This is a genomic window from Petroclostridium xylanilyticum, assembly GCF_002252565.1.
GTDB classification, from domain to species: Bacteria; Bacillota; Clostridia; order SK-Y3; family SK-Y3; genus Petroclostridium; species Petroclostridium xylanilyticum.
In genome coordinates this window covers 383,541-396,869 of record NZ_NPML01000019.1, presented here as the reverse complement: position 1 = coordinate 396,869, position 13,329 = coordinate 383,541, and the positions used below count along the sequence as shown (strand labels likewise).

Annotated in this window: 11 protein-coding genes; 7 read left to right on the top strand and 4 right to left on the bottom strand. The window is 38.8% G+C overall.

What is annotated here, in order from left to right:
* Positions 1–17: 17 nt before the first annotated feature.
* The 7 genes from CIB29_RS14040 to CIB29_RS14010 all read left to right on the top strand — a co-directional run bounded on the left by CIB29_RS14040 (position 18) and on the right by CIB29_RS14010 (position 7,783).
* Positions 18–1,379, top strand: a complete 1,362-nt coding sequence (locus tag CIB29_RS14040; RefSeq protein ID WP_094550693.1) for an ABC transporter substrate-binding protein — start codon at positions 18–20, stop codon at positions 1,377–1,379.
* 141 nt (positions 1,380–1,520) lie between these two features.
* Positions 1,521–2,465: a carbohydrate ABC transporter permease gene (locus tag CIB29_RS14035; protein WP_341444439.1), complete on the top strand. Its 945-nt coding sequence runs from the start codon at positions 1,521–1,523 to the stop codon at positions 2,463–2,465.
* Between the two features lie 4 nt (positions 2,466–2,469).
* A complete protein-coding gene (locus CIB29_RS14030) occupies positions 2,470–3,315 on the top strand; it encodes a carbohydrate ABC transporter permease (RefSeq protein WP_094550691.1) in 846 nt (281 codons plus the stop codon).
* Positions 3,316–3,644: 329 nt separating this feature from the next.
* A complete protein-coding gene (locus CIB29_RS14025; RefSeq protein WP_094550689.1) occupies positions 3,645–4,859 on the top strand; it encodes a Gfo/Idh/MocA family protein in 1,215 nt (404 codons plus the stop codon).
* A gap of 7 nt (positions 4,860–4,866) precedes the next feature.
* Positions 4,867–5,667 (top strand): sugar phosphate isomerase/epimerase family protein, encoded by an 801-nt coding sequence (locus CIB29_RS14020; protein WP_094550687.1) that lies wholly within the window; start codon positions 4,867–4,869, stop codon positions 5,665–5,667.
* Positions 5,668–5,743: 76 nt separating this feature from the next.
* A complete protein-coding gene (locus tag CIB29_RS14015; RefSeq protein WP_094550685.1) occupies positions 5,744–6,601 on the top strand; it encodes a sugar phosphate isomerase/epimerase family protein in 858 nt (285 codons plus the stop codon).
* A gap of 21 nt (positions 6,602–6,622) precedes the next feature.
* Positions 6,623–7,783, top strand: a complete 1,161-nt coding sequence (locus CIB29_RS14010; RefSeq protein ID WP_094550684.1) for a Gfo/Idh/MocA family protein — start codon at positions 6,623–6,625, stop codon at positions 7,781–7,783.
* Positions 7,784–8,112: 329 nt separating this feature from the next.
* Here the strand turns inward: CIB29_RS14010 and aroA are convergent, their stop codons facing one another.
* The 4 genes from aroA to hisC form a co-directional block, all read right to left on the bottom strand.
* On the bottom strand, positions 8,113–9,393 hold the full coding sequence (gene aroA / locus CIB29_RS14005) for a 3-phosphoshikimate 1-carboxyvinyltransferase (protein ID WP_094550682.1): 1,281 nt from the start codon (positions 9,391–9,393) through the stop codon (positions 8,113–8,115).
* A gap of 10 nt (positions 9,394–9,403) precedes the next feature.
* Complete coding sequence (locus CIB29_RS14000) at positions 9,404–10,504, bottom strand: prephenate dehydrogenase (RefSeq protein ID WP_094550680.1); 1,101 nt, start codon at positions 10,502–10,504, stop codon at positions 9,404–9,406.
* Between the two features lie 289 nt (positions 10,505–10,793).
* Positions 10,794–11,822 (bottom strand): 3-deoxy-7-phosphoheptulonate synthase, encoded by a 1,029-nt coding sequence (aroF, locus tag CIB29_RS13995; RefSeq protein ID WP_094550678.1) that lies wholly within the window; start codon positions 11,820–11,822, stop codon positions 10,794–10,796.
* A 132-nt stretch (positions 11,823–11,954) separates the two neighbouring features.
* Positions 11,955–13,058: a histidinol-phosphate transaminase gene (gene hisC / locus CIB29_RS13990; protein WP_242965230.1), complete on the bottom strand. Its 1,104-nt coding sequence runs from the start codon at positions 13,056–13,058 to the stop codon at positions 11,955–11,957.
* Between the last annotated feature and the right edge of the window lie 271 nt (positions 13,059–13,329).

Below are 13,329 nucleotides of genomic sequence, written 5' to 3'. Positions count from 1 at the left end.
AAGGGGAGAGTGGCAAAATGAAAAAAGCTTTAGCATTATTACTAGTCGTAGTGCTAGCTATATCGGCACTGCTGGTTGGGTGTGGTGCAAAGACTGAAACCAAGGGAACTCCGAAAAGCGAGGCAACCAAGGAACAGGCGAAAGAAGCACCCAAGACACAGGCACCTGCTAAAAAAGCGGTATTAAGAATAATGTGGTGGGGTTCACAGGACCGTCATGACCGTACATTAAAGGTTATAGACATGTATCAGAAAAATAATCCGGGGATTACCCTTGAGCCGGAATTCACCAGTTGGGATGGCTATTGGGAAAAGATTGCTGCTCAGGCAGCTGCCAATAACCTTCCAGATATATTCCAGCAGGACTATCAGTATTTGAAGCAGTACGTGGATAAGGGATTATTGTTAAACTTAAACGACTTTGTTAAAGATAATAGACTGGACTTAAGAGATGCGGCTGAAAACAGTTATTCCGGTGGAGTTGTTAAAGGCGGGCTCTATGCGGTTAATTTAGGAACCAATGCATTAAACATTGCGTATGACCCTGAATTGTTTAAGAAAGCCGGTGTACCTGAACCACAACCAGGCTGGACATGGGATGATTATATGGATACAGCTGCCAAGCTCCATAAAGCTTTAGGAATTTATGCTGATGGCAATTTCCCCGGAGGATATTTCCATGGCCTTAAGCATTATCTAAGACAGCATGGAGAGGTTTTCTATGCAGAGGATGGAACAAAACTTGGCTATGAAGATGACAAATACTTTATAGAGTTCTTTGAGAAAGAATTACAATTGGTAAAAGCCGGAGTCCTTCCAAAACCTGACGTGAGACTGGAAATCAAGAGTGTAGAAAACGAACTGATTGTTACTCAAAAAGCAGCAATGCTTAGTGCTATGCATAGCAACCTGATTGTTGCAATGACCAAGGCGGCAAACAGACCGTTGAAATTGGCACTTCTGCCTACAGCCAAGGGTGAGAAGAAACCCGGTCATTATTTGAAACCTTCACAGTTTTTCTCAGTAGCAAAATCTTCTAAGAATGCAGATGAAGCAGTAAAATTTATAAACTATTTTACGAATGATATTGAAGCTAACAAAGTGTTACTAGCAGAACGTGGTGTACCAATTTCTTCAAAAGTTAGGGAAGCATTAAAACCATTGTTGAGTGATTCTCAGAAAGTAATGTTTGATTATATTGATCTTGTTATCAAGAACAGCAGTCCGATCGATCCTCCTGACCCTGCAGGACACCCTGAAGTGGATAAGTTGCTGAAAAACATCGAACAGGAAATATTGTATGAAAAAATCACTGTAGAAGAAGCTGCCAAAAAATTCAGACAGGGAGCTAATGAAATTTTAGCAAAAAATAAGAAATAGTTTATGAAGCTGTAGGGGCAGGTCTTGTGCCTGCCCGTGCTAACCTTTTTACTGAGTAACCATAAAGGATTACCTCCACAATTTTGCGATTTAAAATTTAGGTCTTAATTTGGAAAACTCTAATCGGAATGAGGTGTTAAATTGGAAATTGCAAAAACAATTCCTGAAAAACCACCTATACTAAAAAAAAGAAAATATAGGGGAGAATTTGACCATGCTGCAGGATATGTCTTCATATCTCCCTGGCTTATTGGCTTTTTTGTATTTACCATTATCCCGATCATTGCGTCGCTATATTTGTCATTTACTCGTTATGACATTTTATCTGCACCGGTATGGATAGGATTGGAGAACTATAAAACGATTTTCTTAAAAGATGAAAGGTTTTGGAAGGCATTAAAGGTAACATTTTTTTATGTATTTGTCCATGTTCCTATCAGACTTTCTTTTGCACTTGCGGTGGCCATGCTGTTTAGAGTTAATCGGCCTATGGTAGGTTTGTATAGGACTATATTCTATATACCATCTGTTATCGGCGGTAGCGTTGCTGTAGCGGTAATGTGGCGTCAATTGTTTGGTGTAGAAGGGGCATTGAACTCTATTCTTGTGGCTTTGGGAATAATCGAGAAAGGATTCGGTTGGATCGGCGATCCAAGAACGGCGATCTGGACACTTATCCTTCTGGCAGTTTGGCAGTTCGGTTCACCAATGCTGATTTTCCTCGCTGGGTTAAAACAAATACCAAACAGCTTATATGAAGCAGCTTCTATTGATGGTGCCAACAGGTGGAGGAAGTTTACGAATATTACAATTCCATCACTTACCCCAATTATATTTTTTAATTTTATTATGCAGACAATTAACGGATTTATGGCGTTCACGCAATGTTTTGTTATTACTGAGGGAGGACCTTTTGATAGTACTCTCTTTTATGCAGTATATCTATTCCAGAAAACATTTAGCTATTATGAAATGGGTTATGGTTCTGCATTAGCATGGATTTTACTTGTAATAGTCGCTATTTTTACCGGAATTATATTTAAGTCTTCATCTTACTGGGTTTATTATGAGTCAAAGGAGAACTAGTAAAATGAAAATATCAAAAAAAGCTACTAATACATTTTTATACTATTTTTTTGTATCGCTGGCAGCTTTTTTAATGGTTTACCCTGTTCTATGGTTGATAGCAAGTTCACTGAAAGAACATTCGGAAATATTTAAAAATTCCTATTCCCTTATACCTAAGCGCCTAAACTTTGAGAATTATGTTCAAGGATGGAAGGGATTTGGAGGAGTAACGTTTGCAACTTTTTTCAAAAATTCATTATTTATTGTTATACTTTCCACAATAGGGCAGGTTACGTCTTCTGCGCTGGTTGCCTATGGGTTTTCAAGGGTTAAGTTTTTTGGAAGGAAATTTTGGTTTGTTTGTATGATAACAACACTAATGCTGCCGCAGCAGGTATTGATTGTTCCACAATATATTTTATTTAATAAACTGGGTTGGCTAAATTCCTTTAAACCTTTAATTGTTCCGTCCTTTTTTGGAGTCCCGTTTTTTATCTTCTTAATCATGCAATTTATAAGGGGAATTCCAAACGAATTGGACGAGTCGGCGAAGATAGATGGCTGTGGAAAGTATGCAATATTTTTTAGAATTATATTGCCTTTAATTGTACCGGCACTTATTACGTCAGCAATATTCTCTTTCTATTGGAAATGGGAAGACTTTTTCGGACCTTTGTTGTATTTGCAGAAAACAAAGTTATATCCGGTATCGCTGGCTTTAAAAATGTTTGCCGATCCGGCTGCTGTTACCAACTGGGGAGCCATGTTTGCGATGTCTGTTGCATCACTTGTACCCGTATTTATAATATTTATCATGTTCCAGAAATATCTTGTTGAAGGTATTAGTACGAGTGGTTTAAAAGGATAGTTTGTGATAATTTAAATGAATGCTAATTGGTAATATTGGGAGTTCGGGATACTAAAGTATTTCGGACTCTTAATTTTAATTTATTATAATAACTATAATTCTTTATACATTAACGCATTGTGCTAGTTAAATTATATTCCAAGAATCAAGGAGTTCCAAGGCTAAGAGCTTGTAAATTTGCTCCGGGTCGCATCAAGTACGCTTAGCTCAAACAGGTGATGCGACTTCTCCTTCGCTGCATTAACAAGCTCTAAGCCTTTTCATTATATTCTTTCCATATTAATTTAACTAGAACAACAGGTTAAATTATCTATGAAAGAAGGATAGAAATGAGAAAGTACAAGGTTGGGTTAATTGGTATTGGTGGATTTGGGCGGGTTCATGCGGATACTATTATGGATTTAGCAGCAGAAGGATATCTGGAACTAACAGCCTTTGCAGAACCTTATATTCATTTAAGTAAAGCAACTTATGATAAACTAATTTCGGCAGGAGCCAGACATTACAGTGATTATAATGATATGCTGCAAAGCCACCCTGATATTGATTTTATAACCATTGCTACTCCTATCCACCTGCATAAGGATATGAGTATTGCAGTAATGGAAAAAGGATTTAACGTACTTCTCGAGAAACCCCCTGCAGTTACCATCCAGGATATAGATGCTATTATACAGGTGCAGCGCCTAAGTGGAAAACTATGTGCAGTAAATTTTCAAAATACTTCCGGGAAAGCCTTTCAAATGTTATTAGAAAAGGTAAAACAAGGCATTCTCGGAGAAATACAGAGTATCACCGGTGTCGGGATGTGGAAAAGGACACAAGCCTATTATAGTAGGACAGCATGGGCGGGTAAATTAGTAGTGAACGGTAAATATATATTGGATGGAACTATCAATAATCCATTTGCACACCTTTTGAACAATTGCCTTATCATTGCAGGTTATGGTAATACAACAAATGCTGCACCCCATTGGGTACAAGCAGAATTATATAAGGCACATAACATTGCAGGCGAAGATACTTCGTGCGTGAGAATTTATACAATAAATGGAGTTGAGATAAGATTTTTTGCCACTTTATGTAATAAGTTTGATGATATTCCGTATATATCAGTGCAGGGTAGTAAAGGAAAAGCCTATTGGAATTTTAATAATTTGTTACAAATTACCGATGAAGAAGGGAATAAAGAAAATTATTTGTTTGGGCAAGAAAATCTATTTAAAAATATTTATGATAATCTGATAGATGTTCTTGGAGACAACAATAAACAATTATTTAGTTCCATAGAATCATGCCGCAGCTTTATACTGGCTTCCAATGGAGCCTTTGAGTCATGCGGTAGAACGATAAAAATACCGGAAGAACACTTAATCATTTCACAAGAAAATGATACGGTTGCAACGTATATTAAAGATATTGAAGAAATCTTTCAAAAAGCATGTTCTACTGGCAAACTGTTTTCAGAAGTTTCTGCGGCATGGGCTTCAACAACAAAGCCATTCCCGATGAAGGGATATAATTGCTTCAATCTATTTTTGTGAAGGAGGAATGAGTACTTTGAAACTGACAGTTGTAACTGATGAAATTGACCAGGATTTAGAATCAGCAGTAAAATTTGGCATACGGTTGGGAGTATTCCGGTATGAATTAAGAAGTGGGTGGGGCAGCCGGTTTCCGCTGTTTTCTAATGAACAGATTGAGTGCATTAAAAGAATAAAGAAAGATTATAATATAGAATTTACAGCAGTTTCTCCCGGTTTATTTAAGGTACCATTAGACACTGATGAGATGAAAGAACATAGAGGCAGCTTACTGGAAAAAACTCTCTTTTTAGCAGAAGAACTCGAGGTGAAAAGAATTATTATTTTTGGAGTAAAACGTTCGGATGCAGATCAACCTGCTGACTATGAAAGAGTCCTTGACGTTTTGGGGGAGAGCAGTTTGAAGGCAGTGAGCAAAGGGTTCAACGTTAATCTGGAAAATGAACCGGGATGGTGGGCGGATACCAGTGAGAATGTTTATAGAATGTTAAAAGATCTGGAAGGTTCAGGGCTAAAGTTGAATTGGGATGTAGGAAATTTATTTAATGCAGGCGAAGAAAGTTATTGTGCAGGATATCAGTTACTTAGAAAATATATCGACAATGTTCACGTAAAGGATGTAAAAAAGACTGATGGTGGAAATATCTTTGTACCGGTAGGTTATGGAGAGATCGACTGGAAAAATCAGCTTAAAGATTTAAACACTGATGGATATAAGGGAAATATAGTAATAGAAACCCATTGTGAACCAAAGCGGGAAGCGACATGCAAGTCAATAGAGTATGTGCGCAATATTTGCAATATTTAAAGCAATAAAACCAAAGAATATGTATAAATATTAAGCTATAATAAAATTACATAAATACCGTAAGGGGGAACTTATAATGAGCAAATTTATTTTATCTGCCTTTGCAGATGAGATTGACATGGATTTAAAAACCCAGATGGACGTATTGGAGCAGCATGGTATTGGTTATATTGAGATGAGAGGAGTTAATGGGAAGAACCTTGTAGAATACTCATTAGATGAAGTAAGAGAAATTAAAAAACAGCTGGATGCCAGGGGATTTAAGCTTTCTGCCATCGGGTCGCCTATAGGAAAGATTAAGATTACTGATGATTTTGCACCTCATCTTGAGCTTTTTAAACATACATTGGAGATTGCAACAGTTATGGAAGCAAAATATATCCGAATGTTCAGTTTTTTTATGCCAAAAGGAGAAGATCCTGCAAAGTATAGAGATGAAGTGATGAATAGATGGAATCAGTTTATAAAAGCAGCAGAAGGTACCGGATTGGTACTTTTGCATGAAAATGAAAAGGATATCTATGGAGACACTGCAGAAAGATGTCTGGATTTATTACAAACTATGAACTGCAATTATTTAAAAGCTACTTTTGATCCTGCCAATTTTATACAATGTGATGAAGAGACATATCCTAAGGCTTATGAATTGCTAAAGGATTTTGTGGTTTACGTGCATATTAAGGATGCTGTGTATAGTGATCATCACGTGGTACCGGCTGGGGAAGGAGACGGAAAAGTAAAAGAAATTTTAACTGCACTTCATAATAGAGGATTTGAAGGTTTCCTATCCTTGGAACCTCACCTCGGAGCATTTGCTGGTCTGGCAGCATTGGAACTGGATCCTAAAATTCAAAGTCTTCCTGAAGGTGGTCCAAAACAATTTGCAATTGCTGCGCAAGCATTGAAAAAGATACTTGCTGGGATTGAAAAATGAACTAATGAAGGAGGTCAGCATATGGATAAAGTACGTATAGGTATTATAGGTATAGGAAATATGGGTAGTGCTCATGCCAAAAACCTGGTAAAAGGGGAAGTTCCAGGAGGAGAGCTGGTTGCGGTATGCGATAGCAACCCTGAAAGATTGAAATGGGCAAGAGAAAACTTGGGAGAGGATATCCAGTTATTTGATAATGCCCATACATTTTTTAATTCTAATAGTGTAGATGCTGTATTAGTTGCTACACCTCATTATGACCATCCACCCCTTGCTATAAAAGCTTTTGAATATGGGCTGCACGTATTAATTGAAAAACCGGCAGGGGTTTATACAAAGCAGGTCCGGGAGATGAACGAAGCAGCTGAAAAGAGCGGTAAGGTTTTTGGAATCATGTACAATCAGCGAACAAATCCTTTATATCAGAAATTAAAGGATTTGATAGAATCTGGTGAGCTTGGAGAGATTAAACGAACAAATTGGATTATCACCACATGGTACCGCTCGCAAAGCTATTACAACTCCGGTGGGTGGCGCGCCACCTGGGCAGGAGAAGGCGGCGGTGTATTGCTAAACCAGGACCCGCATCAGCTTGACCTCTGGCAGTGGATTTGTGGAATGCCAAAGCGAGTACGTGCATTCTGTGCTTTTGGCAAGTACCACGATATAGAAGTGGAAGATGATGTGACGGCTTATGTAGAATATGAAAATGGAGCAACCGGGGTCTTTATTACATCTACCGGGGAGACACCGGGAACCAACCGTTTTGAAATTGCCGGAGATAGAGGCAAGATTGTTGTTGAAGATGGAAAACTTACTTTTTGGCGTACAAGAATAGGAGAAAGACAATTTAACAGAGAATATACGGGAGGTTTTGGTGAACCTGAATGTTGGAAGTGCGAAATCCCCATCACTGGTAAAGAAACAGCCCATGTTGGTATTATGACAAACTGGGTGGAAGCCATTCTGAAGGGTACCAAACTTCTTGCACCAGGAGTTGAAGGCATCAAAGGTTTAACTATCTCTAATGCAATGCATCTTTCTGCATGGACCGATGCCTGGGTAGAACTCCCTATAGATGAAGACCTTTTTTATGAAAAGCTTCAGGAAAAGATTAAGAGCTCTACCTTTAAGAAAAAGGCTATAGAAAACAAAACCTTAAATGTGGATGGAACGTACTAGGCGGCAATGCTGCAATTGGCAATTGAGAATGGAGAATGAGGATTAGCATGAAAATAGTGGGGAGTAAGGAGTAAAACCCATGCAACCGCTGCCCAAGCTATTTTCATCATCATTTGTGACCTGTTGAGGCAGGTCATAGTAGTTAGTAGGATAAAGATTAGCGCAGCGTGAAATATACGAGAAGGTGGATGCTGTGAGGAAACTAAGGGTTGCCATTATAGGATGCGGAGCAATATATCGCGTACATGCTGATACAGCTATAAATAGTGCCTATGCAAAATTGACTCTGATAAAAAATTGACTCTGATAAAACGATAAAAGCTTACGGATTACACCCGTAAGCTTTTTAATATCTCAAAGTATCCGGGGAAAGATATATTGACAGCTTCTGCACCGTTAACAGTAGATTCAGATTCTGCTATTAATGCGGCTACAGCCATGGACATTGCGATGCGGTGGTCGTTGTAGGATTCAAACTGAGCACCTGTAATAGGATTACCTCCATTTATAATCATACCATCCGCCGTTTCCTGTATGTCCACACCAGCTTTGGATAATTCGGTCACTACGGTTTTGATTCTATTGGACTCTTTTACTTTCAGTTCCTGCGCGTCCTTGATAACAGTAGTACCCTTTGCTGCAGCAGCGGCTACGGCAATAACAGGTATTTCATCAATTAATCTTGGAATAATTGCTCCCTCAACAGTAGTACCGGCTAAGGAAGATGATTTTACGGTAATATCGGCGACCGGTTCATTATTTAATGTTTTCGTATTTGAGATATCAATTTTTCCGCCCATTGAGATAAGCACATCAATAATACCTGTCCTGGTTGGGTTGATCCCTACATTTTTAATTGTTATTTCGGAATTGGGTACAATCAATCCTGCAACTATAAAATAAGCAGCAGAAGAAATATCACCCGGGACAGTAATATGCTGCGGGTATAGTTCTGAAACAGGTGTGCTATGTATGCCAAGCTCATGTGTAATAATATTTGCACCAAAATAGTTCAGCATCAATTCTGAATGATCCCGGGACTTTTCAGGTTCTATCAAAAAAGTATTTCCTTCAGCATATAAGCTTGCCAAAAGCAAGGCGGATTTTAGCTGGGCACTGGCAATAGGCAGTTCATACCTGATTCCGTGCAACGGTTGGCCTTTTACAGCAAGAGGGCAGAGGTTGTCGTCCTTTTGTCCGGAGATGTCTGCACCCATCAGCTTTAGGGGCTTAATTACTCTTCCCATTGGGCGTCTCCTGATAGACTCATCCCCGTCAATCGTGCACTCAAAGTTTTGCCCTGCAAGTAGTCCAAGCAGCAGCCGGGTGGTTGTTCCTGAATTACCGGTGTACAAAATATCGGAAGGCGGTTGTAGTCCATACATACCTTTTCCATGCACTTTTACTTTGTTACCCGGTAAGATTTCAATGTGTATTCCTAATTTTCTAAAACAGTCAATAGTGCTCAGACAGTCTTCACCCATTAAGAAACCATCAATTTCTGTTATTCCGTTGGCGATGGAACCAAACATTACTGCCCTATGGGAAATGGATTTATCCCCGGGAACAGTTATTTCACCTTTTAAGGACTTTGCCGGACTGATTATCATACAATACACCTCACTTTCTATGGACAACCCGGTAACCGTGACCGGTTAGTATTTCATCAGCTTTTTGCAGGCTTTGGATATCAGGAAGACTGATAATAAGCACGCCGCCTTCAAATTCTCTGTTATTATTAACGTTGATGTTTTTGATATTAATATTGTTTTTACCAAGGATGGTTGCAACTTCTCCAATAATTCCGGGCTTGTCAACCACATCAATGATTAACTCATAGGTTCCGGGAATAAGACTGGTAACTCTTGACGCTAAAGAATCGCGAAATTCCTTTGCACTGCTAAAAAAGTTATATACTTCATTATCATTTCTGGACTCCAAGAAAAGTTTAAATTTAGAGAGCATAACAATATAGTTGTCCAGTATTTGTATAATAGCATCTTTATTGCTAAAGCATATATTATGCCACATTTCCGGATTAGAGGAGGAAATACGGGTAATATCCTTAAAACCTCCGGCTGCAAGCTTTTGCATATATTGTCCATCAGTATCGGAATTCTTTACGATATTTACCAGGGCAGCAGAGATAATATGGGGAACATGGCTGATAGCTCCGGTTACTTTATCATGTAATTGCGGAGAAAGTTCAACGGGAATACTCCCAAGATTTTTAACTACATTGATTAATATTTCTATATCCTCCTGGGTTGATTTTGAGCAGGGGGTGAGGATATAGTAGGCATTTTCAAACAGGTGGCTTTTACTGGCTGAAAAGCCTGATCTTTCAGAACCCGCCATAGGATGGCCCCCTACAAAATGAAATTCCCCGGGTATTTGTTCGATTTCGCTAACCAGCTGGGATTTTGTACTTCCTACATCAGTGATAATACAATCCGGGCGGACTGCAGGAATTACTTTTTTTATCCATTCCAATGTTTTGCTAACAGGAGTACATATAAAAACAATATCTGAATTATATATTTCAGGGACAATATCTTTAGAGCCTAAGGATATTATCCCTTCGTTCAATGCTTGTGTTAATGTATCCTGGTTGAAATCTATCCCTATTATGTTCTTTATACCGGACCTCTCCTTCAAGGCTTTGGCGATAGAACCACCTATTAGACCCAGTCCGATGATTGCTACACATTTAACGTTCATAATTACCTCCAAATAAACAAATCAAAAAACTCTCTATTCTATATATAATACACTTAATATGTTACGTTGGGGCAAGTCGCATCATATATTCCATGTTTTGCCGTCGGCTTATACCGGCATCCGTGCCGGGATGAGCCTAAAATCACCATCCATGGTGATTTTCCGGCTGCAACATTCCATACATGATGCGACTTGCCGTAATATATTTAGTGTTTTTTATATAAATTGTTAATATATTTATTGTTGTATATTGTTTAATTGATGAATATTATGAAATAATATTCATCAATTAAATTAAATGCATCTTATACTCACGATCAAGCAGGGAGGCAATTTTACTTATACTGTCGCACAGTTCAGAGAATTTTTCCGGTGTAAGGGATTGTGGACCGTCAGATAGTGCGCAGCGCGGATTGGGATGAACTTCTATCATGAGCCCATCGGCTCCTGCAGCAATAGCTGCACGGCTTAATGGCAGCACGTACTCCCACTTACCTGTGGCATGGCTGGGATCAACGATTACAGGCAAATGCGTCTTGCTTTTAATCACAGGGACAGCACTGATATCCAGCGTATTTCTGGTGGCAGTTTCAAAAGTACGGATACCTCTTTCGCAGAGAACTACATTGTAGTTTCCTTCACTCATAATATACTCGGCTGCATTCAACCATTCTTCAATGGTTGCAGAGAGGCCTCTTTTGAGAAGTACCGGCTTTTTGGTCTTACCAACCTCTCTTAACAAATAAAAGTTTTGCATATTTCTTGCACCTATCTGGAACATATCCACGTATTTGTCTGCAATTTCAACAGATTTTTGGCTGATTACTTCAGTTACGATTTTCATACCGGTTCTTTCTTTTGCTTCAGCCATATATTTTAAACCTTCTTCTTCCAGGCCCTGGAAAGAATAAGGTGATGTTCTGGGTTTGTATGCTCCACCCCTTAAAAATTGAGCACCAGCTTTTCTAATTGCGTCAGCAGCTTCAAACAGCTGTTCTTTGCTCTCTACAGCACAGGGGCCAGCCATAATTACTATTTCTTTACCACCGATTTTAACGCCATCTACATCTACTATGGATGATTCCGGCTTAAAGGTTTTGCTTGCCAGTTTATAGGATTCCATAATGGGGACTAACTTATCTACCCCGGGCATGAGCTCAAGGGGTACGTCATTAAGTACTGTCTTATCTCCAATAACGCCTATAATTGTTACTTGCTTACCTTGAGAAATATGTACCCCTAGGCCTAAGGATTCCAATACGTTGCATACTTCTTTGACTTGTTCTTCTTTTGAATTTGGCTTCATAACAATAATCATGATACCATTCCTTCCTTTCTACATTCCTGCTTTTTTTAGTATTGCATTCTACCATACTTCCATACTACTTCTTTTATATTAACTGCCACGCCGGGCATACCCGGCACAAAAAATAATGAAAATACGCTACTTTCATATTACTTCTTTCAGCGCCTCTACAAATTCTTCACATTCCTCTTTTGTTCCTATTGTCACCCGCAGCCACGTATTCATTCCAAAGACATATCCAGGTCTTACAATGATGCCTTTACGAAGAAGTGCCTGAAATACTTCTTTGCTGTCTTTTGCTGTATCTACCATAATAAAATTGGTTTCAGAGGGTAAATATCTTAAACCTATCTTATTAAACTCATTATAAAGGAATTCCTTGTTTTCTTTATTAGTCGAATAGCTTAACATTTTAAATTCTTCATCGTCCAGACTTGCAGTTGCTGCCACCTGGGCGTAGGTACATACATTAAAAGGACTACGAACCCGTTCTAAATAGCCAATCATTGTTTCATTAGAGATGGCATATCCTATTCTGGCAGAAGCAAGGCCGTAAATTTTAGAGAAAGTTCTTAAAATGATAATATTAGGATATTTATCAAGCAGCGCTAACGATTCAGGATAATCTTCACGGGTAACATATTCATAATAGGCTTCATCCAGCACAACTACGATATTTTCCGGAACTTTTTGAAGGAAAGCGTCCTGCTGTTCTCTAGTATACATTGTTCCGGTAGGATTATTGGGATTGCAAAGCCATATAACTTTTGTTCGTTTATTAATTTTCTCTGCCATAGCATCTAAATCAAAACAATAATTTTTATCTAATGGAACCTGCACACATATCCCGCCTGCCAGCTTGATGCTTGTTTCATAAAGAGGAAAGCTGGGAAAAGCCATAATGGATTCATCACCAGGCTCAATAAATGCCTTGGGAATCATTTCTATAATCCCGTCAGAACCTGCACCAAAGAAAAACTGAGTGGGCTTTAAACCCATTTTCTCTGCCAATGCATTGCGAAGGTCAGTACAATTACCGTCGGGATAAAGGGCAGATTTATTGATAGCATCAACCATCGCTTCTTTAGCTTTAGATGAACAGCCTAAAGGATTTTCATTAGATGCCAGTTTTATTACCCTTTCAAGTCCTAATTCTCTTTTGACATCTTCTATAGGCTTACCGGGAATATAGGGTGCAATGTCATTCAGTACATTTCTAATCTGTATTTTCATAGAATCAACTCTCAATTCAAAAAACTCCTCACTATTTTCATATTAACTGCCACGCCGGGCAAACTCGGCACAAATAATGATGAAAATATGCTTAATTGCTCAGGGCTTCGACATGGGGACGGTTCCTCAGTCGCATGAAAAGCGCATTCGACAGACGAACCGTCCCCAAGTCGCACCCCTTCTTCCTGCTAAACCGGACTGTTTCTGTGGTTTCGGTTTTACTCCCCACTCTCCACTCCCCACTATTTTCATATTATTATACAGGATTATATTAAAAAAAGGAATA

Coding starts and splice junctions, on each gene's coding strand:
- aroA (WP_094550682.1), bottom strand. CDS start 9,393: ATGATAATCAGTCCGGCAAAGTCCTTAAAAGGTGAAATAACTGTTCCC.
- CIB29_RS14040 (WP_094550693.1), top strand. CDS start 18: ATGAAAAAAGCTTTAGCATTATTACTAGTCGTAGTGCTAGCTATATCG.
- CIB29_RS14020 (WP_094550687.1), top strand. CDS start 4,867: ATGAGTACTTTGAAACTGACAGTTGTAACTGATGAAATTGACCAGGAT.
- aroF (WP_094550678.1), bottom strand. CDS start 11,822: ATGATTATTGTTATGAAGCCAAATTCAAAAGAAGAACAAGTCAAAGAA.
- CIB29_RS14010 (WP_094550684.1), top strand. CDS start 6,623: ATGGATAAAGTACGTATAGGTATTATAGGTATAGGAAATATGGGTAGT.
- CIB29_RS14015 (WP_094550685.1), top strand. CDS start 5,744: ATGAGCAAATTTATTTTATCTGCCTTTGCAGATGAGATTGACATGGAT.
- CIB29_RS14000 (WP_094550680.1), bottom strand. CDS start 10,504: ATGAACGTTAAATGTGTAGCAATCATCGGACTGGGTCTAATAGGTGGT.
- CIB29_RS14025 (WP_094550689.1), top strand. CDS start 3,645: ATGAGAAAGTACAAGGTTGGGTTAATTGGTATTGGTGGATTTGGGCGG.
- CIB29_RS14030 (WP_094550691.1), top strand. CDS start 2,470: ATGAAAATATCAAAAAAAGCTACTAATACATTTTTATACTATTTTTTT.